Consider the following 21,354-nt stretch of genomic DNA (forward strand, 5'->3'; position numbering starts at 1 on the left):
CGCGGCGAAACAGCCTGCCGGTCGGCGGGCGGGCCCGCTCCGCTCGCTGCACTCGCTCCGCGTGCCCGCCCGTGCCGGCGGCTGGGGCTCAAAATCGCCGGTGGTCGGGCTCAAACCGGCCGGTGTTCGGGGTTCGGATCGGCCGGTGGTCGGGGGCCGGACTTGCCGGTGGCCGGGGGTCAACCGGCTGGTGATTGGGGTTCGGACCTGCCCGCCCGCCGCCTTGTTCGGGGCTCGGATCAGCAGTGGTCGGGGCCGGGCCTGCCGGTGGCCGGGGGGCGACCGGCTGGTGGCTGGGGCTTAAACCGGCCGGTGGTTGGGGTTCGGACCTGCTGGTGGCTGGGATTCGAGCATGCCGGTGGTCGGGGGCGAGCCGTTGCGGGCGGGGGCGACTCCCCGGGGAGCGTGGGCGGGGCGGTGGGGCCGGGGTGGTCCCGGGGTGGGCGACAATTGGGGGGTGACGAGCAGCGGAGACGTGATGGGCGCGGTCGCGCCCGAGGGGTACCGGGCGGGGTTCGCCTGCTTCATCGGGCGGCCCAACGTGGGGAAGTCGACCCTGATGAACGCGCTGGTCGGCACCAAGGTGGCGATCACCAGCAGCCGGCCGCAGACGACCCGGCGGGCGATCCGCGGGATCGTGCACCGGCCGGACGCGCAGCTCGTCGTGGTCGACACGCCGGGCCTGCACAAGCCCCGCACGCTGCTGGGGGAGCGGCTGGACAGCCTCGTCCGGTCCACGCTGACCGAGGTGGACGTGATCGGGTTCTGCGTCCCGGCGGACCAGCCCGTCGGCCCCGGCGACAAGTACATCGCGCGGGAGCTGGCGGCGGTGAAGCGGACGCCCGTGGTGGCGATCGTCACCAAGACCGACCTCGCCGCGCCCGAGCAGGTCGCCGAGCAGCTCCTCGCGGTGGGGCGGCTCGGCGAGTTCGCCGACATCGTGCCGTGCTCGGCGGCGGACGGCTTCCAGGTCGGCCTCGTCGGCGACCTGCTGATCTCGCGGCTGCCCGAGGGCATGCCGCTGTACCCGGAGGGCGACCTCACCGACGAGCCCGAGCAGGTCCTCATCGGCGAGCTGATCCGCGAGGCGGCGCTGGAGGGCGTCCGCGACGAGCTGCCGCACTCGATCGCCGTCGTCGTGGACGAGATGAACCCGCGCGAGGGCCGCGACGACCTGATCGACGTCTACGCGCACCTGTTCGTCGAGCGGCCCAGCCAGAAGGGCATCATCATCGGGCACAAGGGCGCCCGGCTGCGCGAGGTGGGCGCGGCGGCGCGGCGGCAGATCGAGGCGCTGCTCGGCACGAAGGTCTTCCTCGACCTGCGGGTCAGCGTGCTCAAGGACTGGCAGCGCGACCCGAAGCAGCTGCGGCGGCTGGGCTTCTACGACTGACCGGTGCGGCGCTCACTCCTGTTCCGGCTGCGGCGACGGGCGGACGGACCCGCCGGAGGGCCGCTGATCGGACTGCGGCTCCTCGGCGTCGCGAGCACGGACCTGTGCCTCCTCGGAGCCCTGCGCCTCCGCGGTGCCGTGCTCTTCCACCGGAGGCCGGCCCCATGCCTGCGGCTCCTCGTGGCTCCGGCCCCACGCCTGCGCTTCCTCCGGCGTCCGGCCCCACGCCTGGGCCTCCTCGGGCCACGCGGCGCCCTGCTCGGCCCAGTACCGCTGCTGATCCGCGTACTGCTGCGCCGCCGCGTACTGCTGCGCGTCGTACTCCTGCCCTTCGCCGCCCCTGCCCGCGAGCCGGTCGGAGATGGGGCGGACGAGGCTGAAGACGGCCAGCAGCAGGCTCATCGCGACCGCCAGGAACCAGCCGTACCGGAGGCTGACCTGGTAGGTGAGGTTCAGCCCGTAGTTCGGCATCCGGTCGGGCACGCCGCCGAGCCGCAGCACGAAGATGCCGCACGTGGCCAGCGACAGCACGGCCGGGACGGCGGCGAGCGCGCCGATCCGCGGGTCCCGGGCGACCAGGTTCCAGAACGCCATCACGATCGCCACGACCGCCAGCACGGGGACCGCGAGGACGAGGTTGTCGGCGTCGATGCCGGCCACGCTGCCCTGGTCGCGGACGAGGGACCGGCCGAACAGGTCGAGGACGGTCTGGGCGTGCGCCCATGGCAGGAACGCCGACACCACCAGGACGGCGGAGGCGGCGATCACGGCGAGGTCCCAGCCGGCGCGGCGCGGCGGCGCGGGCGGCTCCGGCGGCGGGCCGGGCTCGGCGGGCACCGCGTCCGGCGGCGCCCCCTCGGGCGGCAGGAAGGACGGCCGCGGCCGCGCGCGGCCGGCGTCGGAACCCAGGTCACCGGTCATGGACCCAGCGTAAACGGAGCGGCCGGGTTCGCCGGGACGGCCACGGCGGCGGCGCCGGGTCGGTACTTTGGAGCGGAGTCCGTTTTGGGAGGAGAGCCCCGGTGTTGCTCGTTTTCGGGCTGACGGTCGTCTTCCGGACCGTCGGCGAAGGCACGTTCCACTGCCCGCAGTGCGGTGGCGACCGCGCCTACCGGAGGCGGGCCGCGCGGCGCTGGTTCAGCCCGTTCTTCGTGCCGCTGATCCCGCTGTGGCGGCTCGGGCACGCGGTGGAGTGCCGCTCGTGCCGCGGCCGGTTCCCGGTGTCGGTGCTGCGGGCGCCGACCGCGCAGCAGATGGCGGCGGCGCTGCCCGCCGGCATGCGCGCCGCCGCGGCGCTGGTGCTGCGCTCGGGCGCGCCGGAGGACGACGCGGCCCGCGCCCGCGCGATCGAGACCGTCACCCGCTACGGGGAGCCGGACTACGACGACGACGCCATCGACGCCGACCTGGTGGTGGCGCCGGTGTTCCTGGGCCAGGAGGTCGAGCGGGCGGGCGCCCATCTCGCCGTGGAGGCGAAGGAGTGGTTCCTCGCCGAGGCCGTCCGCATCGCGCTGGCGGACGGCCCGCTCGACGAGGGGGAGCGGCAGGCGCTGCACGCCGTCGCCGAGCTGCTCGGCATGTCCCGCGCGTACGCGCTGGGCGTGATCGTCACCACCGAGGGGGCGTCCCGCTGACATGGGGCCCGCCGATGCCCGGCCCGACCCCGGCACCGCCCTGGTGCGGCCGCCGGGGCCGCGGCTCGCCGAGGGGATCGTCACGCACATCGGGCGCCGGCCGGTCGACACGGCGCTCGCCGCGCGGCAGCACGAGGCGTACGTCGCGGCGCTGCGGGCGTCCGGGCGGCGGGTGCGGGCGGTGCCGCCGGCCGACGACCATCCGGATGCGGTGTTCGTCGAGGACACGGTGGTGGTCTGCGGCGACCTGGCGGTGCTCGGCAGGTCGGGCGAGCCGCGCCGGCGCGGCGAGGCGTCCGGCACCGAGCAGGCGGTGCGCGAGCTGGGGCTGCGGGTGGAGCGGATCAAGGCGCCGGGCACCCTGGACGGCGGGGACGTGCTGTCCGTCGGCGACACCGTGTACGTGGGGCGCGGCGCCCGCACCAACGAGGAGGGCATCTGCCAGCTCGCCCACCTGCTGGGCGGGCGGCGGGTGGTGCCCGTCGACACGCGGGGCTGCCTGCACCTGAAGTCGGCGATGACGGCGCTGCCCGACGGCAGCCTCGTCGGGGTGCCGGAGATGGTGGACACCTCGGTGCTGCCGTTCATCCGGGTCGTCCCGGAGCCGGCGGGCGCGCACGTGGTGCCGCTCGGCCCCGACCATGTGCTGATGTCGGCGTCCGCGCCGCGCACGGCCGCGCGGTTCGCCGCGGACGGGCTGCGGGTGACCAGCGTCGACATCAGCGAGTTCGAGGCCCTGGAGGGCTGCGTGACCTGCCTGTCCGTGCTCGTCCCGTGACGGGGCGGCCGGGAATGCGCGGTGGGCCGGACGCCGTTGGAGGAGACGGCAGAGGCCCCTGGTGTCTCAGTATGCGGACGTTGGTTTCCGTAACTGGGACGTCGTCTGTTACGTTGGCAGGCGTGTTGCGTGAGCTGCTCCTCCTTAGCGGCCGCAGCGGGGGCCTGTAACAAGGTCGGCTCCCTCGCTGCGGGACTTCGTTATGGACGTCGGCCGTGAGGTTCGAGCAGAGGGATCACATCGGATGTATCCGCGACAGCAGTCTTCCGGCATGCCGTTCGAGCGCTACCGGCCGTTCACCCCGGTCAAGCTGACGGACCGGACCTGGCCCGACAAGGTCATCACCGAGGCGCCCCGCTGGTGCGCGGTCGACCTGCGGGACGGCAACCAGGCACTGATCGACCCGATGGACGCGCACCGCAAGCTCAAGATGTTCGAGCTGCTGGTACGGATGGGCTACAAGGAGATCGAGGTCGGCTTCCCTGCGGCGAGCCAGACCGACTACGACTTCGTCCGGCAGATCATCGAGGAGGGCCGGATCCCCGACGACGTCGTGATCCAGGTCCTGACGCAGGCCCGCCCCGAGCTGATCGAGAAGACCTTCGAGGCGGTCCGCGGCGCCAAGCAGGCGATCGTCCACCTGTACAACTCGACCAGCACGCTGCAGCGCCGCGTGGTGTTCGGGCAGGACAAGGACGGCATCACCGCCATCGCGGTCGAGGGCGCGAAGCTGTGCGCCAAGCTCGCCGAGGACATGGGCGACACCGAGATCTACTTCGAGTACTCGCCGGAGTCGTTCACCGGCACCGAGCTGGAGTACGCGGTCGAGGTCTGCAACGCCGTCAACGACGTGTGGAAGCCGACGCCGGACCGGAAGGTCATCGTCAACCTGCCGGCGACGGTGGAGATGGCGACCCCGAACATCTACGCCGACCAGATCGAGTGGATGAACCGGAACCTCGCCTACCGGGACTCGGTCGTCCTGTCGCTGCACCCGCACAACGACCGCGGCACCGCCGTCGCCGCCGCCGAGCTCGGCTACATGGCGGGCGCCGACCGCATCGAGGGCTGCCTGTTCGGCAACGGCGAGCGCACCGGCAACGTGTGCCTGGTCACCCTGGGCCTGAACCTGTTCACCCAGGGCGTCGACCCGCAGATCGACTTCTCCGACATCGACGAGATCCGCCGGACGGTCGAGTACTGCAACCAGCTGCCCGTGCACGAGCGGCACCCCTACGGCGGCGACCTGGTCTACACCGCCTTCTCCGGCTCCCACCAGGACGCCATCAACAAGGGCTTCGACCACCTCAAGCGCGACGCCGAGGCCGCCGGGGTCCCGGTGGACGACCACCGCTGGGAGGTCCCGTACCTGCCGATCGACCCGCACGACGTCGGCCGCACCTACGAGGCCGTCATCCGGGTCAACAGCCAGTCCGGCAAGGGCGGCGTCGCCTACATCATGAAGACCGAGCACTCGCTGGAGCTGCCGCGCCGGCTGCAGATCGAGTTCTCCCGGGTGGTGCAGGAGCACACCGACGACCAGGGCGGCGAGGTCACGCCCGAGCGGATGTGGGAGATCTTCGAGGCGGAGTTCCTCGCCAACGGGCCGCGCGTCGGGCTGCTGGCGCACCGCGCCACGTCCCGCGTGGACGAGAAGGACGTGCTCAGCTGCGACGTCCGGGTGGACGGCGAGATCCGCGAGATCGAGGGCGTCGGGAACGGCCCGGTGTCGGCGTTCGAGGACGCGCTCTCGTCCGTCGGGGTCGGCGTGCGGGTGCTGGACTACGCCGAGCACGCGATGAGCGCGGGCGGCGACGCGCGCGCCGCCGCGTACGTCGAGTGCGACGTCAACGGCACGACGGTGTGGGGCGTCGGCATCGACGGCAACATCGTCACCGCCTCCCTGAAGGCCATGCTCTCCGCGGTGAACCGGGTCTCCAGGGCCTGATCTCCTTCGGCGCCTCGCCGCGCCCCGGCCGTGACGACCTCACGCTGCCGGGGCACGGCCATGTCGGACCGCGGTAGCCGGTCCGCAAGGAACGCAAGCGGTTTGCAAATCGACGTCGTATAGTTGCGGCATGACACGTCGACTGGCCGAGGTCGCCAAGAAGGTCGGGGTCAGCGAGGCCACCGTCAGCCGCGTCCTGAACGACAAGCCGGGCGTCTCCGACGCGACCCGCGCCGCCGTCCTGACCGCGCTGGACGTGCTGGGCTACGAGCGCCCGACCCAACTGCGCGGCGAGCGGGCCCGGCTGGTCGGCCTGGTGCTGCCGGAGCTCGGCAACCCGATCTTCCCCGCGCTGGCCGAGGTGGTCGGCGGCGCGCTCGCCCAGCGCGGGTTCACGCCGGTGCTGTGCACGCTGACGCCGGGCGGCCTGTCGGAGGCCGACTACGTGGAGATGCTGCTGCAGCAGCAGGCGTCCGGGGTGATCTTCGCGGGCGGGCTGTACGCCGAGGCGGACGCCCCGCACGACCACTACCACCGGCTGCTGGACGTGCGGCTGCCCGTCGTGCTGGTCAACGCGGCCAGCGAGAAGCTCAGCTTCCCGCAGGCGTCGACGGACGACGCCGTCGCCGCCGAGCAGGCGTTCGCGCACCTGCTGTCGCTCGGCCACGAGCGCATCGGCATGGTCCTCGGGCCGGAGGACCACGTGCCGTCCAACCGCAAGCTCGCCGCCGCCCGCGCCGCGGCCGAGCGCGCCGGCGTCGACCTGCCCGGCGCGTGGGTGCGGCGCAGCATGTTCTCCCTGGAGGGCGGCCAGGCGGTCACCGGACGGCTGATCCGCGACGGCGTCACCGGCGTCATCTGCGCCAGCGACCCCCTCGCGCTCGGGGTCATCCGCGCCGTGCGGAGGCTCGGTATGGCGGTGCCCGACGATGTTTCGGTCGTGGGCTATGACGACTCGGCGTTCATGAATTGCGTGAACCCGCCGCTCACCACCGTCCGGCAGCCCATCGAGTCGATCGGGCGCGCCGCCGTGACGCTGCTGGTGAGCCAGGTGGAGGGCGGGCCGGTCGCGGCCGAGGAACTGCTCTACGAGCCGGAGCTGGTCGTGCGCGCCTCCACCGCGCGGGTCAGGACCGTGCCCGCCTGATCCGCGCCCCCATCCGGACCGTCCGAAAGCCGCCCGTACGCCGGGCGGCTTTCGTCGTTCTGCACCCGCTTTCGCGCTGAATCCCGCCTCTTGTTGAGTTCTTGCGAATATTCATTCATCTATTGCACTGTGATGTTGGTCTCTGTATGTTCCTCGCAATCGGCCGACCCAACGGCCCAGGAGGGAACCCCCATGAGATCCCGGATTCTCGCCACCGCGCTCGCCGCGGCCCTCGGCGCCACCGTCGCCGGCTGCGGCGGGGACGGTGGCGGTGGCAAGGACACCGCGCCCCTGGACGCCGGCACCAAGGTGTCGATCACGGTCGGCTGCATGCCGGCCAAGAGCCAGGCCGCGCAGCGCAAGGAGTGGCTGGAGGACGTCGCCGCCTTCCAGAAGCTGCATCCCAACATCACGGTCGTCGGCAAGGACGCCTTCCCCTGCATCGACCCGAACACCTTCCAGGCGAAGCTGGCGGGCGGGCAGATGGAGGACGTCTACTACGTCTACTTCACCGACGTGCGCGGCATCATCGCCAACGGCCAGGCCGCCGACATCACCCCGTACATCGGGCAGTCCAAGCAGTACCCGAGCGTCGACCCGGCCGTGGAGAAGGTCTTCAAGGACGGCGGCAAGGTCTACGGCCTGCCCCGGCAGAACTACTCGATGGGCCTGTTCTACAACCGGACCCTGTTCAAGAAGGCCGGCCTCGATCCCGACCGGCCGCCGACGACGTGGGCGGAGGTCCGCGAGGACGCCAAGAAGATCAGTGCCCTCGGCGGCGGGACCGTGGGGTACGCCGAGTTCAGCGCCAAGAACCAGGGCGGCTGGCACTTCGCCACCTCGATCTACAGCCAGGGCGGCGACATGGTCACCGCCGACGGCAGGAAGACGGCGTTCAACGGCCCGCAGGGCAAGGCCGTCCTGCAGAACCTCAAGGACATGCGCTGGACCGACGACTCGATGGGCAGCAAGCAGCTGCTCGTCGACGCCGACGTGCAGCGGATGATGGCGGCCGGGAAGCTCGGCATGTACCTCGGCGCCCCCGACAACGCGACCGCGCTGGTCGACCAGTTCAAGGGCAGGTACGACGACTACGGGATGGCGCCGATCCCCGGCTCGGCCGGCACGCTGATGGGCGGCGACGGCTACCTGTTCAGCCCCAAGGCGTCACCGGAGAAGATCAAGGCCGGGCTGATGTGGCTCGACTACTACGCGCTCACCCCCGGCCAGGGCCAGCTGAACTACGCGCGCGCCGCGAAGGACGGCCGTCCCGTCGGCATCCCGCAGCCGAAGCTGTTCGGCCAGAACGCGACGGGGGAGAAGGACCGGCAGCTGCGCGCGGACGCCGCGAACCTGCCCGTCGCGAACTTCAAACCGTACGAGGACGCCTACGCCAGGGTGCCCGGGAAGCTGGAGCCGCCGCAGGCCCAGCAGCTCTACACGATCCTCGACTCGGTCGTCCAGGCCGTGCTGACCAGGCGCGACGCGAACATCGACCAGCTCCTCGCGGACGCGCAGAAGAAGGCCGACGCCGCGCTGGCGCGGTCGGGGAACTGACGCCCGCACCTCCGGGGCGCCGGCCCGCGCACCGCACGAACGGACGCGGACCGCACTGGACGCACCGCATCGGTGCACCGCGCCGGCGCCCCGGACCCGCCGTCCCACACCTGGAGTGACAGATGACCACAGCGCGGACGCTCGTCCGCCCCGCCGCCGCCCGGTCGAGGCGGCGCCCCTCGCGCACCCGGCGCACCGTGAAGCGCAACCTGACCGCGTACGGGTTCCTGTGCGGGGCGCTGATCTGCTTCGCGTTCTTCTCCTGGTATCCGATCGTCCGCGAGGTGCTGCTCAGCTTCCAGAAGACGAACTTCGCCGGCGAGGCGCGCTGGGTCGGGTTCGACAACTTCCGCACCGTGCTCGCCGACCCCGGATTCGTGGACGCGTGGGTCAACACGGCGGAGTTCACGCTGCTCGCGCTGGTCGTCGGGTACGTCGTCCCGTTCGCCATCGCGATCGTGCTGAACGAGCTGAAGCACGCCCGCGCCTACCTGCGGTTCGTCGTGTACCTGCCGGTGATGCTGCCCCCGGCGGTCGCGGTGCTGCTGTTCAAGTGGTTCTACGACCCGGGGCCCGGCCTGTTCAACCAGATCCTGCACGCCGCCCGCCTGCCCGGGCTGAGCTGGCTCGACTCGACGAGCACCGCGCTGGTCTCGCTGGTGATCGTGTCGACGTGGATGAACCTCGGCAGCGGGACGCTCATCTACCTGGCGGCGCTCCAGTCCATCCCCGGCGAGCTGTACGAGGCGGCGGAGCTGGACGGCGCCGGGCTGTTCCGCCGGATCCGGCACATCACGATCCCGCAGACCCGGCTGATCCTGCTGGTGATGCTGCTCCTGCAGATCATCGCGACGATGCAGGTGTTCATCGAGCCGTACCTGCTGACCGGCGGCGGCCCCGAGGGCTCCACCGTCACCGTCGCGTACCTGATGTACCAGTACGCGTTCAACTTCACCAACTTCGGCGGCGGCGGCGCGCTCGGCCTGATGCTGATGCTCGTCCTGATGCTGTTCTCCGCCGTCTACCTGCGCGTCTCGCGCGAGGAGGCGAGATAGCCGTGGCGGAGACCCGCACCCTCGTCTCGCCGCACACGCTCGGCACCCGGCGCGGCAAGGCGATCTACTGGACGACCCTCGTCTCGATCGTCGTGGTCTTCACGTTCGTGTTCGTGTTCCCGCTGTACTGGATGGTCACCGGCGCGATGAAGTCGCCGGACGAGCTGGCCGACGTCCCGCCGGGCGTCTTCCCGCACCACTTCGACCTGTCCGGGTACCGGGAGGCGTGGCGGCAGCTCGACCTCGGCCTGTACCTGCGCAACACGCTCGTCTACGCGTTCGGCGCCTGGCTGTTCACGATGGGCGTCGACGTCACCGCCGCGTACGCGCTGTCGAAGCTGCGGCCGATGTTCGGCCGGGCCGTGCTCGGGCTGATGCTGGCGACGCTGATGGTCCCGCCGATGGTGATCCTGCTGCCCGCCTACCTGACCGTGAAGGACCTGCCGCTCCTGCACGTCGACCTGCTGAACACCCCGTGGGCGATCTGGCTGCCGGCCGCCGCGAACGCGTTCAACATCTTCCTGCTCAAGCGGTTCTTCGACTCGATCCCCACCGAGCTGCTCCAGGCGGCGGAGGTGGACGGCGCCTCGCCCGCGCGCATCCTCTGGTCGGTGGTGCTGCCGGTGTCGCGGCCGATCCTCGGCGTCGTGTCGATCTTCACGATCGTCAACGTGTGGCGCGACTTCGTCTGGCCGCTGCTGGTGCTGCCCGACTCGCAGCGCAAGACGATCAGCGTCGCGATCTCGTCGCTGGCGGTGCAGGTGCCGCAGAACGTGCTGATCGGCTCGCTGGTGATCGCCAGCGTGCCCACCATCGTCGTCTTCTTCGTCTTCCAGCGGCACATCATGGCCGGCCTCACGGCGGGCGGCCTGAAGGGCTGACCCCCGCCCGGCCGTCCCCCTCCGTTAACGAGCAAGGAGTACTCGCATGCCCGAATCATGGTGGCGTGGCGCGGTGATCTACCAGGTGTACCCGCGCAGCTTCGCCGACGGGAACGGCGACGGCGTCGGCGACCTCGCCGGGCTGCGCGACCGGCTGCCCTACCTCGCCGGGCTCGGTGTCGACGCGCTGTGGCTGAACCCGTGGTACCCGTCCCCGATGGCGGACGGCGGCTACGACGTCGCCGACTACCGGGACGTCGAGGCGGTGTTCGGCACGCTCGCCGAGGCCGAGGCGTTCATCGGCGAGGCGCACGGAGCGGGCCTGCGGATCATCCTGGACGTGGTGCCCAACCACGCCTCGGACCAGTCGGCCTGGTTCCGGGAGGCGCTGGCCGCCGGGCCCGGCTCGCCCGAGCGGGAGCGTTTCTGGTTCCGTCCCGGACGCGGCGACGGGCCGCCCAACGACTGGCGGTCCATCTTCGGCGGCCCCGCCTGGACCCGCGTCCCGGACGGCGAGTGGTACCTGCACCTGTTCGCCCCGGAGCAGCCCGACTTCAACTGGAACAGCCCCGACGTCGTCCGCGAGTTCCACGACGTGCTGCGGTTCTGGTACGACCGCGGCGTGGACGGCATCCGGATCGACTCGGCGGCGCTGCTGGTCAAGGACCCGGACGCCGAACCGGACGGCAGCGACCCCTACACCGACCGCGACGGCGTCCACGACATCTACCGGGGCTGGCGGAAGGTCACCGACGAGTACCCCGGCCGGATGCTCGTCGGCGAGGTGTGGCTGCCCGACCAGGAGCGCTTCGCCCGCTACCTGCGGCCCGACGAGATGCACACCGCGTTCAACTTCGACTTCCTGAACTGCGCGTTCGAGCCGCACGCGCTCCGCAAGGTGATCGACACGACGCTCGCCACGCACGTCCCGCTCGGCGCGTCCCCGACCTGGGTGCTGGCGAACCACGACGTCGTCCGGCCCGTCACCCGCTACGGCCGCGCCGACACCTCGTTCGACCTCCAGGACCGCCGGCACGGCGCGCCCACCGACCGGGCGCTCGGGGTGCGGCGGGCGCGCGCGGCGGCGCTGCTGGCGATGGCGCTGCCCGGCGCCGTCTACATCTACCAGGGCGAGGAGCTCGGGCTGCCCGAGGTCGAGGACCTCCCGGACGAGCTGCGCCAGGACCCGATCTGGCACCGGTCCGGGCACACCGACCCGGGCCGCGACGGGTGCCGCGTGCCGCTGCCGTGGTCGGGCGACCGGCCGCCGTTCGGGTTCGGCGGCGACCCGTGGCTGCCGCAGCCCGCCGACTGGAAGGACCTGACCGTCGAGGCGCAGGAGCCCGACCCGGGGTCGATGCTGAACCTCTACCGCGCCGCGCTCGCGCTCCGCCGCGAGCACCTCGGCGACGGCGGGATGGCGTGGCTGCCGTCGGAGGAGAACGTGCTCGCCTTCACCCGCGACTCGGGCCTGACCTGCGCGGTCAACCTCGGCCCGGCTCCCGTGCCGCTCCCGTCCGGCGAGGTCCTGCTGGCGAGCGGGCCCCTGCCGGACGGCCTCCTGCCGCCCGACACCGCCGTCTGGACCCGCTGACCCGCTCCGCCGGGCCGGGGGGCGGGAACGCGGGTGCCGGGCGGCACCAGCGTTCCCGGCCGCCCGCGCGTTCCGCGCGGATCCGGCGGCGTCAGCCCGGCTGCTGGCGGCCCAGGACGTGGTGGACGAGTTCGCGGAGCGGTCCGCTGAGCTGGGCCTCGCCGACGGTGGCGTGCCGGTCGTCGATGTCGATGTCGTAGACGAACTGGTCGGGGATCCGGCCCGGCGGCGGCACCGACCCCAGATCGACCCGGCCGACCAGCCGGGCGAGCATCGGATCGGTCGCACTGTCGGCCTCGCCCCGCCGCCGGATCCCGGCGAACCCGCCACTGCGGACGACCGTCACCTTCACCGCACCGTCACCCTCACCGCACGTCACCGTCCCACGCCGTCCCGCGCCGTCCTCCGGCCGCGCCTCTTCCGGCGACCGGTTCGCCCTCATCGTGTGACGCCTACCCCTTTCCAGGCGTCGCTCACCGCGGTGGTCTCCGCGGCGTTCGCGCCGTAGAGCCGGGTCGCGGTCTGCACCGTCGCCGCCGCGAACCCCGCGAAGTCGATCGCGCTCGCCAGCGACCCGCCGGTGAGGGTCTCGTACCAGACGCGGCCGGCCTTCTCCCACGCGTGCCCGCCGATCGCCGAGGCCGCGAGGTAGAACGCGCGGTTCGGGATGCCGGAGTTGGTGTGGACGCCGCCGTTGTCCTCGTAGGTGTGGACGTAGCCGCTCATGTCGGCGGGCTGCGGGTCCTTGCCGAGCTGCGGGTCGTCGTAGGCGGTGCCGGGCGCCTTCATCGAGCGCAGCGCCACGCCGTGCACGCCGGCCGCGAGCAGCCCCTGCCCGATGAGCCAGTCGGCCTGGTCGGCGGTCTGGCCGAGGTGCCACTGCTTGATCAGGGAGCCGAAGACGTCGGAGACCGACTCGTTGAGCGCGCCGGACTGCCCCGAGTAGTCGAGGTTGGCGGTGTACTGCGTGACGCCGTGGGTCAGTTCGTGGCCGGTGACGTCGAGGGGGCCGGTGAAGTCGGTGAAGATCGTCCCGTCGCCGTCGCCGTACACCATCTGCTCGCCGTTCCAGAAGGCGTTGTCGTACCGTTCGCCGTAGTGGACGGTCGAGATCATCTTGAGGCCGGCGCCGTCGATGGAGTTGCGGCCGTAGGCGGTCTCGTAGAACCCGAAGGTCGCACCCAGCCAGTCGTAGGCCTGGTCGCAGGTCTTGTCGCCGGTGGCCGCGGCGCCCTCGGCGCGGACGGTCCTGCCGGGCAGCTTCTCCTTGTGCCCGGCGTCGGAGATCATCCGGTTCGGGGTAGCGGGACCGGTGGGGGCCGGCGCGGCGGCGGGGGTCGCCAGGCGGCGTTCGGTGGCGTGGGCGGAGGTGAGGGCCAGGGTGGCGCGGGCCCGCGCGCGCAGCGCCGGGTCGTCGGCGTTGCGCGCGATGCGCTCCAGCATGTGCGGCGGCACGATGTGGCATCTCATGCGTCCAACGCTGACAGCTCCTCGTGGGGCAGGCCACACCTTTGGCCGTCACCGCGCGGCCGAAACCGGTCACAAAGCGTGACCGGATCCCGGACGGACGGTGAATCCAGGGGCTTTGTGGAGATCCTGCGGAGATGCCGAGGCGGTGCAACGAGGCACCCGGGCGCGTGCGCGAGAATGAACGGGTGACCCTCTACCGCGACGAAGGCATCGTCCTGCGCACCCAGAAGCTGGGCGAGGCCGACCGCATCGTGACGGTGCTGACCCGGCGCAGCGGCCGGATCCGCGCCGCGGCGAAGGGGGTCCGCAAGACCAAGTCCCGTTTCGGCGCGCGGCTGGAGCCGTTCACGCACGTCGACCTCCAGCTGTACGAGCGCCGCTCGCTCGACCTGATCACCCAGGCCGAGACGCTGCGCCCGTACGGGGAGGCGCTGGTCACCGACTATCCCCGCTACACCGCGGGGACGGCGATGCTGGAGACCGCCGACAAGCTGGCCGGCGAGGAGGGCGAGCCCGCGCTGCGGCAGTTCCTGCTGCTGGTCGGCGGGCTGCGCACGCTCGCCGAGCGCGGCCACGACCCGCGGCTCGTCCTGGACGCCTTCCTGCTGCGCTCGCTGTCGGTCGCCGGGTGGGCCCCGGCGCTGGACGAGTGCTGCCGGTGCGGCACCCGCGGCGGGCTGCGCGGGTTCGCGATCGCGGCGGGCGGCGCGGTCTGCGCGAACTGCCGGCAGCCGGGCGCCGCGACGCCGGCGCCGCCGACGTTCGCGCTGATGCTGGCCCTGCTGCGCGGCGACTGGGAGTACGCCGACGCCAGCGAGCCGCGCCACCGGGTGGAGAGCAGCGGCCTCGTCGCCGCCTACCTGCAGTGGCATCTGGAACACGGGATCCGCTCGCTGCGGCACGTCGAGCGCGAGGGCGCCGGCGACTCGCCGGACGGCGCGGGCCGCAGCGACGACACCAACAGGGAGAGAGTGTGAGAAGGGCCGTTCTGCCCCCGGAACCGCATCGGGACGGCGCGACGCCGCCGCCGATCCCCGCGGATCTGGTGCCGAAGCACGTCGCCATCGTCATGGACGGCAACGGCCGCTGGGCCAAGGAGCGCGGGCTGCCGCGCACCGAGGGGCACAAGCGCGGCGAGGACTCGCTCTTCGACGTGATCATGGGCGCGATCGAGCTGGGCGTGCCGTACCTGTCGGCGTACGCGTTCTCCACCGAGAACTGGCGCCGCTCGCCGGACGAGGTCCGCTTCCTCATGGGCTTCAACCGGGACGTGATCCGCCGCCGCCGCGACCAGCTGCACTCCATGGGCGTGCGGGTCCGCTGGGCCGGCCGCCGCCCCCGGCTGTGGCGCAGCGTCATCAAGGAGCTGGAGACGGCCGAGGAGATGACGCGCGACAACGACGTGCTGACCCTGCAGTTCTGCGTGAACTACGGCGGCCGCGCCGAGATCGCCGACGCCGCGGCCGCGATCGCCCGGGACGTCCGGGACGGCCGGCTGAACCCCGACAAGATCACCGAGAAGGTGTTCGCCCGCTACCTCGACGAGCCGGGCATCCCGGACGTCGACCTGTTCCTGCGGTCGTCGGGGGAGCAGCGCACCTCCAACTTCCTGCTCTGGCAGTCGGCGTACGCGGAGATGGTCTTCCTCGACACGCTGTGGCCCGACTTCGACCGCCGGCACCTCTGGCACGCCTGCGAGGTGTACGCCAGCCGGGACCGCCGGTACGGCGGTGCGCTCCCCAACCCGGTGGAGCCCACCGCCGCGACCGGCTGACGCGGGGCCCGGGTCAGACGAGCGCCGCGTCGAGGGTGATCGTGGTGCCCTTGAGGGCCTGGCTGACCGGGCAGTTCTCCTTGGCGTCCTGCGCGGCCTTCTCGAAGGCGTCGGCGGACAGGCCCGGGACGCTCGCCCGGACGGTCAGGTGGATCCCGGTGATGCCCTCGCCGGGCTGGAAGGTGACCTCCGCCTTGGTGTCCACCTTCTCCGGCGGGTTCCCGGCGCCGGCGAGGCCGTGCGAGAGCGCCATCGAGTAGCAGGTCGAGTGGGCCGCGGCGATCAGCTCCTCCGGGCTCGTGCGGCCGTTCGGCTCCTCGCTGCGCGACGCCCACGTCACGTCGAACGTGCCGACCTTGGAGGAGTCCAGCGAGACCGTGCCCTGGCCGCTGAGGAGCGGCCCTTCCCAATGCGCGTTGGCGGTGCGTGTCGTAGCCATGATCCGATTGTCTCCCACGCCGATCGGGCGAGCGCCGAGGCCCCCGTACCGCCAGGCGGTACGGGGGCCTTCCTCACGCGCGGAGGGGGTCAGCTCACGTTCACCGCGGACCAGGCGGCCGCGACGGCGTTGTACTGGGCGCTGCCCGTGCCGTACAGGTCCTTGGCCGCGTTCAGGGTCGCCGTGCGGGCGGCCTTGTAGTCGGTCGAGGACGTCATGTACGTGGTGAGGGCGCGGTACCAGATCTTCGTGGCGGCGTCGCGTCCGATGCCGGCGACGGTGGAGCCGTTGGACGTCGGGCTGTCGTAGGACACGCCGTTGATCGTCTTGGCGCCGCTGCCCTCCGACAGCAGGTAGTAGAAGTGGTTGGCGACGCCCGACGAGTAGTGGACGTCGAGGTTCTTGGTGGTGGACGACCAGGCGTCCGGCGACTTGCCGTCCTTGCTGGGCTTGTCCATGAAGCGGAGCGCCGCCTTGCCGAAGCCCGGCAGGACGACCTTCTCGCCGACGAGGTAGTCGCCGAGGTCGGCGGAGTTGTTCGCGTAGAACTCGACGGCGGCGGCCATGATGTCGGACGTCGCCTCGTTCAGCCCGCCGGACTCGCCGGAGTAGGTGAGGTTCGCGGTCGCGGACGTGACGCCGTGGGTCATCTCGTGGGCGGTGACGTCCAGGGCGGTGAGCGGGCCGAGCTGGGTGCCGTCGCCGTCGCCGTACGTCATGCAGAAGCAGGAGTCGTCCCAGAACGCGTTGGCGTAGCCGTTGTCGTAGTGGACGCGGTTGAACGAGCCCTTGCCGTCCCCGTTGATGCCGAGGCGGCCGAACACGTTCTTGTAGAAGTCCCAGGTCTCGTTGGTGCCGAACTGGGCGTCCACGGCGACGGTCGAGCGGTCGGACGTCGTCCCGTTCCCCCAGTGGTTGTCGGCGTCGGTGAAGATCGTCGCCGGGGCCCGGTAGAGGCAGAACGACAGGAAGCAGAGGTCCGTCTGGTTCTGCGCGTCGCCGGTGTAGGTGCCGCCGCGGGTGGGGTCCTTCAGCTGGTAGGTGCTGCCGGACTTGGTGGTCTCCAGCGGGACGGTCCCGGTGTAGAGGGAGCGGCCGTCGCCGGCGTCGGTCCGGATCGTCTCCTCGCGCAGCAGGACCTTGCCGGTGGCCGCGTCGACGGTGGTGAGGAGGCGGCTGGGCGTCCCGTCGGCCTGCTTGCCGGCGGTCTGGATCCGCCAGGCGAGGCGCGGCCGATGGTCGGCGGTGCGCGCCTCGACGACGAGCTGCGCGGCGCCCCGCGTCTTGTGGCCCTTGGTCAGGGCCTTCCGGGTGGCCGCCTTGGCGGGGAGTTCGGGGCTGGCGTCGGCCGGCGCCTTGGCGAGGGTCAGGCTGCTGCCGCGCCACGTCCCGTCGGCGGACTGGTGGACGACGAGGTCGCCGCCCAGGACCGGGAGCCCGTCGTAGGTCCGGGTCATCCGGGTGTGGGACGTGCCGTCGCGGTCCACCGCGACCCCGACGACCGTGAACGACTGGCCGCCGCCGTCGCGGGTCTGCGCGCCGTGCGCGGGCAGCGCCTTGAGCGCGTGCGCGGCGGCGGTCCGCGGGTCGGGGGGAGGCGGGGCCTGCCGTGCGGACGCCGGCAGCGCGGTGCCGGCCGTCGCGAGCAGGGCCGCCGACGCCAGGAGCGCGGTCCGCCGGCTGGTGATCGCCCGTCTTGTCATGAACGCCCTCTCGTGCGGAGCGCCATGGCCCCCCGAGAGGCCCGCCGTCGGGCCCGCCGTGGCAATGGGACATTTATGACATACGAGGATTTAGATGTACTTGTTACAAACAGCCAAAAGACCGATACGGGCGTGTGAACTACGCGCCTTGCGCCGCGCCCGCGGAACCGGGCGCCGGACGGGCCGGACGAAAGCGCGCCCGGGAACGCGCCAGAGAGCGCGACCCGGTCAGCGCGACGCGGACCGGCAGTCCGCGCACGTCCCGAACACCTCGACGGTGTGCGTGATCTCGGCGAACCCGTGCTCGGCGGCGATCGCGTCCGCCCAGCGCTCCACGGCCGGGCCCTCGACCTCGACCGTCCGGCCGCACGCGCGGCAGACCAGATGGTGGTGGTGCTGCTCGGTCCGGCAGGCGCGGTACACCGCCTCGCCCTCGTCGGTGCGCAGCACGTCGACCTCGCCGGAGTCGCTGAGCGCCTGCAGCGCCCGGTACACCGTCGTCAGGCCGATCTTGGAGCCGTCCGCGCGGAGGTCGGCGTAGATGTCCTGGGCGCTGCGGAAGCCCTCGCAGCCGGCCAGCACCTGCCGCACCGCGTCGCGGCGGGCCGTCGTCATCCCCTGATCACCTCCGCCTCGGCGTCCATCCGCGGCCGCTCGCCCGGCCCGGCCGCGCCCGGAAGGACGGCCCCGGCCCGGCGGGCGCGCCTGCGGCGCACCACGGTCCCCCCGGCGGCCGCCGCCAGGAACAGCGCCAGCGCCAGCAGCACGATCGAGGGACCCGGGGGAAGATCGTACTCGAAGGAGCCCGCGAGACCCGACACCGCCGACAGTACACCGACCCCCATCGCCAGCAGCATCGTGCTCCGGAAGCCCCGCGTGACCTGCTGCGCCGCCGCCACCGGCACGATCATCAGCGCGCTCACCAGCAGCAGCCCGATCGCCCGCATCGCGATCACCACGGTCACCGCGGCGGTCACCGCGATCAGCACGCTGAGGAACCGGACGGGCAGCCCCGCCGCCCGCGCCACGTCCTCGTCCTGGCACAGCAGGAACAGTTCCCGGCCGAACACCGCGACGATCCCGAGCACGACGACCGCGAGCGCCGCGACCACGTACAGGTCGGAGGCCGACACGCTGCTGATCGACCCGAACAGGTACGACTGCAGGCTCGCCCCGCCGCCCTGCACGTTGGTGAGGATCACGCCGCCCGCCAGCCCACCGTAGAACAGCAGCGCCAGCGCCACGTCCGCGCCGCTGCGGCTGCGGGCGCGCAGCACCTCGATCGCCACCGCGCCGAGCACCGCCACCACCAGCGCGCCCAGCACGGGCGACGACCCGGTGAGCAGCCCGAGCCCGATGCCGGTCAGCGCGATGTGCCCGACGCCGTCGCCGAGCAGCGACAGCCGCCGCTGCACGATGAACGTCCCCACCGCCGGGGCCGTCAGGCCGATCAGCACCGCCATCACCAGCGCGATGCGCATGAAGTCGAACTGCAGCATCTCCGTCACGCCGCACTCCCCGCCGTGCTCCCCGTCCCGCCGCCCGCCATGGTCCGCGCGCTCTCGCGCGCCACCCGGCCGTGCTCCAACTCGACCGTGCGGGTGATGAGCGGCTCCATCGGGCCGAGCTCGTGCGCGACCAGCACCACCGTCCGGCCCGCCTCCGCCAGGCCGCGCAGCGTCGCCGCGAGCGCCGCCTGGCTCGCCGCGTCCACGCCCGCGGTCGGCTCGTCCATCACGAACGCGTCCGGCTCGCCGGCCAGCGCGCGGGCGATCAGCACCCGCTGCTGCTGCCCGCCGGACAGCAGGTGCGCCGAGTCGCGGGCCCGGTCGGCGAGGCCGACGGCCTCCAGCGCGCGGTCCACCGCGGCGCGGTCGGCGGCCCGGTCGGTGACCAGCGCGGGCAGCCAGCGCGACCGCCGCGCGATCCGCCCGGACGCCACGACCTCGCGGACCGTCGACGGGACGCCGCCGCCCATCGGCAGCCGCTGCGGGACGTACCCGACGCGCCGCCAGTCGCGGAACCGGGCGGGCGGCTCACCGTAGATCTCGGTCCGCCCAGCGGCCAGCGGGACGAGCCCGAGCAGCGCCTTGACCAGCGTGGACTTGCCCGCGCCGTTCGGTCCGAGGATCGCCAGCACGTCGCCCGCGCCGACCCGCAGGTCGACGCCGGACAGCACCTCGCGGCCGTCCCGCCGGACGACGCCGCCGGTCATCGCGAAGGGCGGCGCCGCCCCGCCGCGGTCCGTCGCGGGCACTCGGTCGGTCATGAGCACTCCAGGGCGGGCCGCAGGGTCCGCAGGTTCCGGTCCATGATGGACGTGTAGTCGTCGGAGGAGCCCTTCTCGACGCCCTCCACCGGGTCGAGCACGGCCGTCCGGACGCCCGCCTCCCGGGCCAGCGAGTCGGCGACCTTCGAGCTGACGAGCCGCTCGGTGAAGATCGTCGTCGCGCCCGTCGAGCGGACCTCGCGGGTCAGCGCGGCCAGCCGCTTCGGCGACGGCTCCATCGACGGGTCGATGCCCGCGACCGACACCTGCCGCAGCCCGTACCGCTCGGCGAGGTAGCCGAACGCGGCGTGCGCGGTGACGATGTCGCGGCGGGCGCAGTCCTTCAGGCCGTCGCGGTACCGCCGGTCGAGGCCGGACAGCTCGGCCGCGACGCCCGCGGCGCGCTGCCGGTAGGCGGCCGCGTGCGCGCCGTCGGCCCGGGCGAGCCGGTCGCCGAGGGCGGTCGCGATGGTGGCCATGCGGACGGGGTCGAGCCAGACGTGCGGGTCGTAGCCGACGTCGGCGTGCCCCCGGTCGCCGTCGTGCTCCTCGATCTCGCTCTCGTCGCCGGACGGCGGCGGGAGCGTCGCCACCAGGCCGGCGGCGTCCAGCGACCGGCCCTTGGCGTGCTGGCGGACCGCGTCGTCGACGGCGGGCTGGACGCCCTTCACGTAGACGGCGAGGTCGGCCTTCTCGACCTGGGCGACCTGCCGGGCCGTCAGCTCCAGGTCGTGCGGCTCGGCGCCGGGCTTGGTCAGCGTGCGGACGTACACGTCGTCGCCGCCGACGCGCTCGGCGAGCCAGGCGGCGGGGTAGAAGGACGCGACGACGGACGTCCTGCCGGGCGGGACGTCCGCGACCGCGCTGCCGCAGCCCGCCAGCGCCGCGCCGAGCCCGGCGGCGGCGAGGGCCGCGGCGGGGACGGCGCGGAAGCGGACGCGGGTACGGGGCATCCTCCGATTATGGACGAAGATGAAAACGGTTGTCAAAACCGCCCAATACCCCGTCCCAGGGCGAAACCGACCAGCACCAGCAGCGCCGCGATCCGCAGCACCCGGCCCGGCGCCTCCAGCTCCGGCCAGTTCAGGAACGCGAACCAGGCCAGCGCCGCCGCGAGCACCAGCAGCCCCGCCGCCGCCACCCAGCCCGTCCCCGCCATGCCGACCACCAGCAGCGCGAACACCGCGACGAGCAGCACCGCGCGCGGCAGCCGGTGCAGGAACACCACCGGCGCCGCGCTCCACCGCTCGACCGCCGCCCGCACGCCGCCCGCCGGCCGGTCCCGTCCGCTCCGAGTCTCCACGGGGCCAACGTACTGCGAGGATGGGCGGATGATCGCGATAACCCGGTACCGCGTGCCCGCCGCGGACGCCGACGGCTTCGCCGACCGCATGACCGCGGTGCTCACCGCGCTGTCCCGGAGCACCGGATTCCGGTCCGGGCGGCTCGCCAGGACCGTCGACGAGCCCGGCCTGTGGGCGCTGGTCACCGAATGGGACGGCGCCGGCCACTACCGCCGCGCCCTCGGCTCCTACGAGGTGCGGCTGGAGTTCATGCCGCTGGCCGCGCTCGCCGTGGACGAACCCGGCGCCTACGAGATCGTCAGCTCCGCCTGACCGCGGTCCTCGCCCGGCCGGGCCCACCGAGCGGCGGCAGGCCCGATCGGTACCGGGCCGATCGGGGGCCCGTCCGAGCGGCGGCCGGTCCGGTCG

At 72.8% G+C, this 21,354-nt stretch carries 22 protein-coding genes; 12 read left to right on the plus strand and 10 right to left on the minus strand.

All coding sequences use genetic code 11. The annotated features are described in order from the left end of the window. Positions 1 to 478: 478 nt before the first annotated feature. A complete protein-coding gene (gene era, locus ABT299_RS40760) occupies positions 479 to 1,393 on the plus strand; it encodes a GTPase Era (RefSeq protein ID WP_500254046.1) in 915 nt (304 codons plus the stop codon). 12 nt (positions 1,394 to 1,405) lie between these two features. Here era and ABT299_RS40765 read toward each other — a convergent pair whose 3' ends face one another. Continuing rightward, on the minus strand, positions 1,406 to 2,314 hold the full coding sequence (locus ABT299_RS40765; RefSeq protein ID WP_500254027.1) for a hypothetical protein: 909 nt from the start codon (positions 2,312 to 2,314) through the stop codon (positions 1,406 to 1,408). Between the two features lie 101 nt (positions 2,315 to 2,415). On the opposite strand from ABT299_RS40765, the gene ABT299_RS40770 reads away from it, so the two are divergent. The 8 genes from ABT299_RS40770 (at position 2,416) to ABT299_RS40805 (ending at position 11,987) form a co-directional block, all read left to right on the plus strand. Beyond that, positions 2,416 to 3,027, plus strand: a complete 612-nt coding sequence (locus ABT299_RS40770; protein WP_190856180.1) for a TerB family tellurite resistance protein — start codon at positions 2,416 to 2,418, stop codon at positions 3,025 to 3,027. A gap of 1 nt (position 3,028) precedes the next feature. Next, positions 3,029 to 3,805, plus strand: coding sequence for a dimethylargininase (gene ddaH, locus ABT299_RS40775; RefSeq protein ID WP_500254028.1), 777 nt, complete (start codon positions 3,029 to 3,031; stop codon positions 3,803 to 3,805). Positions 3,806 to 4,049: 244 nt separating this feature from the next. After that, positions 4,050 to 5,753, plus strand: a complete 1,704-nt coding sequence (gene leuA, locus ABT299_RS40780; protein ID WP_190856178.1) for a 2-isopropylmalate synthase — start codon at positions 4,050 to 4,052, stop codon at positions 5,751 to 5,753. Between the two features lie 130 nt (positions 5,754 to 5,883). Further along, positions 5,884 to 6,900, plus strand: coding sequence for a LacI family DNA-binding transcriptional regulator (locus tag ABT299_RS40785; protein ID WP_387031178.1), 1,017 nt, complete (start codon positions 5,884 to 5,886; stop codon positions 6,898 to 6,900). 192 nt (positions 6,901 to 7,092) lie between these two features. After that, positions 7,093 to 8,457 carry an extracellular solute-binding protein gene (locus ABT299_RS40790; protein ID WP_500254029.1) on the plus strand — a complete coding sequence of 455 codons (1,365 nt, stop codon included), beginning with the start codon at positions 7,093 to 7,095 and terminating at the stop codon, positions 8,455 to 8,457. Positions 8,458 to 8,579: 122 nt separating this feature from the next. Further along, complete coding sequence (locus ABT299_RS40795; protein ID WP_500254030.1) at positions 8,580 to 9,512, plus strand: carbohydrate ABC transporter permease; 933 nt, start codon at positions 8,580 to 8,582, stop codon at positions 9,510 to 9,512. Between the two features lie 2 nt (positions 9,513 to 9,514). Next, positions 9,515 to 10,393: an ABC transporter permease subunit gene (locus ABT299_RS40800; protein WP_190856174.1), complete on the plus strand. Its 879-nt coding sequence runs from the start codon at positions 9,515 to 9,517 to the stop codon at positions 10,391 to 10,393. 46 nt (positions 10,394 to 10,439) lie between these two features. Then, positions 10,440 to 11,987 carry a glycoside hydrolase family 13 protein gene (locus tag ABT299_RS40805; RefSeq protein ID WP_433139140.1) on the plus strand — a complete coding sequence of 516 codons (1,548 nt, stop codon included), beginning with the start codon at positions 10,440 to 10,442 and terminating at the stop codon, positions 11,985 to 11,987. Positions 11,988 to 12,078: 91 nt separating this feature from the next. Here ABT299_RS40805 and ABT299_RS40810 read toward each other — a convergent pair whose 3' ends face one another. Both ABT299_RS40810 and ABT299_RS40815 read right to left on the minus strand, forming a co-directional pair. After that, positions 12,079 to 12,339 carry a protealysin inhibitor emfourin gene (locus tag ABT299_RS40810; RefSeq protein WP_190856282.1) on the minus strand — a complete coding sequence of 87 codons (261 nt, stop codon included), beginning with the start codon at positions 12,337 to 12,339 and terminating at the stop codon, positions 12,079 to 12,081. Positions 12,340 to 12,425: 86 nt separating this feature from the next. Beyond that, positions 12,426 to 13,457 carry a M4 family metallopeptidase gene (locus ABT299_RS40815; protein WP_500254031.1) on the minus strand — a complete coding sequence of 344 codons (1,032 nt, stop codon included), beginning with the start codon at positions 13,455 to 13,457 and terminating at the stop codon, positions 12,426 to 12,428. Between the two features lie 185 nt (positions 13,458 to 13,642). On the opposite strand from ABT299_RS40815, the gene recO reads away from it, so the two are divergent. Both recO and ABT299_RS40825 read left to right on the plus strand, forming a co-directional pair. Then, entirely contained in the window at positions 13,643 to 14,434 is a 792-nt protein-coding gene (gene recO / locus ABT299_RS40820; RefSeq protein ID WP_500254032.1) for a DNA repair protein RecO, read from the plus strand. Beyond that, complete coding sequence (locus ABT299_RS40825; protein ID WP_190856171.1) at positions 14,431 to 15,231, plus strand: isoprenyl transferase; 801 nt, start codon at positions 14,431 to 14,433, stop codon at positions 15,229 to 15,231. The genes recO and ABT299_RS40825 overlap by 4 nt, the downstream gene beginning before the upstream one ends. A gap of 13 nt (positions 15,232 to 15,244) precedes the next feature. On the opposite strand, the gene ABT299_RS40830 is transcribed toward ABT299_RS40825, so the two are convergent. The 7 genes from ABT299_RS40830 to ABT299_RS40860 all read right to left on the minus strand — a co-directional run bounded on the left by ABT299_RS40830 (position 15,245) and on the right by ABT299_RS40860 (position 20,945). Next, positions 15,245 to 15,670 carry an OsmC family protein gene (locus ABT299_RS40830; RefSeq protein WP_190856170.1) on the minus strand — a complete coding sequence of 142 codons (426 nt, stop codon included), beginning with the start codon at positions 15,668 to 15,670 and terminating at the stop codon, positions 15,245 to 15,247. Positions 15,671 to 15,759: 89 nt separating this feature from the next. Then, positions 15,760 to 17,373 (minus strand): M4 family metallopeptidase, encoded by a 1,614-nt coding sequence (locus tag ABT299_RS40835; RefSeq protein WP_500254033.1) that lies wholly within the window; start codon positions 17,371 to 17,373, stop codon positions 15,760 to 15,762. Between the two features lie 228 nt (positions 17,374 to 17,601). Continuing rightward, positions 17,602 to 17,988: a Fur family transcriptional regulator gene (locus tag ABT299_RS40840; RefSeq protein WP_151539109.1), complete on the minus strand. Its 387-nt coding sequence runs from the start codon at positions 17,986 to 17,988 to the stop codon at positions 17,602 to 17,604. After that, complete coding sequence (locus ABT299_RS40845) at positions 17,985 to 18,881, minus strand: iron chelate uptake ABC transporter family permease subunit (RefSeq protein ID WP_190856168.1); 897 nt, start codon at positions 18,879 to 18,881, stop codon at positions 17,985 to 17,987. The genes ABT299_RS40840 and ABT299_RS40845 overlap by 4 nt, the downstream gene beginning before the upstream one ends. Beyond that, a complete protein-coding gene (locus ABT299_RS40850) occupies positions 18,878 to 19,642 on the minus strand; it encodes a metal ABC transporter ATP-binding protein (RefSeq protein ID WP_500254034.1) in 765 nt (254 codons plus the stop codon). Before ABT299_RS40850 ends, ABT299_RS40845 begins: the two co-directional genes overlap by 4 nt. Then, positions 19,639 to 20,595, minus strand: coding sequence for a metal ABC transporter substrate-binding protein (locus ABT299_RS40855; RefSeq protein ID WP_190856167.1), 957 nt, complete (start codon positions 20,593 to 20,595; stop codon positions 19,639 to 19,641). Before ABT299_RS40855 ends, ABT299_RS40850 begins: the two co-directional genes overlap by 4 nt. A gap of 32 nt (positions 20,596 to 20,627) precedes the next feature. Then, entirely contained in the window at positions 20,628 to 20,945 is a 318-nt protein-coding gene (locus ABT299_RS40860) for a DUF6703 family protein (RefSeq protein ID WP_190856166.1), read from the minus strand. 28 nt (positions 20,946 to 20,973) lie between these two features. Here ABT299_RS40860 and ABT299_RS40865 point away from each other — a divergent pair, with 28 nt between their 5' ends. Beyond that, the gene (locus ABT299_RS40865; protein ID WP_190856165.1) at positions 20,974 to 21,258 is read left to right on the plus strand and encodes an antibiotic biosynthesis monooxygenase family protein; all 285 of its coding nucleotides are present in this window, start codon (positions 20,974 to 20,976) and stop codon (positions 21,256 to 21,258) included. The last annotated feature ends 96 nt before the right edge of the window (positions 21,259 to 21,354 follow it).

The sequence above is a fragment of the Spirillospora sp. NPDC000708 genome, assembly GCF_040299565.1.
Classification (GTDB): domain Bacteria; phylum Actinomycetota; class Actinomycetes; order Streptosporangiales; family Streptosporangiaceae; genus Spirillospora.

Bases quoted from the DNA above. Each gene is read 5' to 3' on its own strand.
- ABT299_RS40795 (WP_500254030.1), top strand. From the start codon at position 8,580: ATGACCACAGCGCGGACGCTCGTCCGCCCCGCCGCCGCCCGGTCGAGG.
- ABT299_RS40790 (WP_500254029.1), top strand. From the start codon at position 7,093: ATGAGATCCCGGATTCTCGCCACCGCGCTCGCCGCGGCCCTCGGCGCC.
- ABT299_RS40805 (WP_433139140.1), top strand. From the start codon at position 10,440: ATGCCCGAATCATGGTGGCGTGGCGCGGTGATCTACCAGGTGTACCCG.
- ABT299_RS40865 (WP_190856165.1), top strand. From the start codon at position 20,974: ATGATCGCGATAACCCGGTACCGCGTGCCCGCCGCGGACGCCGACGGC.
- leuA (WP_190856178.1), top strand. From the start codon at position 4,050: ATGTATCCGCGACAGCAGTCTTCCGGCATGCCGTTCGAGCGCTACCGG.
- ddaH (WP_500254028.1), top strand. From the start codon at position 3,029: ATGGGGCCCGCCGATGCCCGGCCCGACCCCGGCACCGCCCTGGTGCGG.
- era (WP_500254046.1), top strand. From the start codon at position 479: ATGGGCGCGGTCGCGCCCGAGGGGTACCGGGCGGGGTTCGCCTGCTTC.
- ABT299_RS40835 (WP_500254033.1), bottom strand. From the start codon at position 17,373: ATGACAAGACGGGCGATCACCAGCCGGCGGACCGCGCTCCTGGCGTCG.
- ABT299_RS40855 (WP_190856167.1), bottom strand. From the start codon at position 20,595: ATGCCCCGTACCCGCGTCCGCTTCCGCGCCGTCCCCGCCGCGGCCCTC.
- ABT299_RS40815 (WP_500254031.1), bottom strand. From the start codon at position 13,457: ATGAGATGCCACATCGTGCCGCCGCACATGCTGGAGCGCATCGCGCGC.
- ABT299_RS40785 (WP_387031178.1), top strand. From the start codon at position 5,884: ATGACACGTCGACTGGCCGAGGTCGCCAAGAAGGTCGGGGTCAGCGAG.
- ABT299_RS40850 (WP_500254034.1), bottom strand. From the start codon at position 19,642: ATGACCGACCGAGTGCCCGCGACGGACCGCGGCGGGGCGGCGCCGCCC.
- ABT299_RS40830 (WP_190856170.1), bottom strand. From the start codon at position 15,670: ATGGCTACGACACGCACCGCCAACGCGCATTGGGAAGGGCCGCTCCTC.
- ABT299_RS40765 (WP_500254027.1), bottom strand. From the start codon at position 2,314: ATGACCGGTGACCTGGGTTCCGACGCCGGCCGCGCGCGGCCGCGGCCG.
- ABT299_RS40840 (WP_151539109.1), bottom strand. From the start codon at position 17,988: ATGACGACGGCCCGCCGCGACGCGGTGCGGCAGGTGCTGGCCGGCTGC.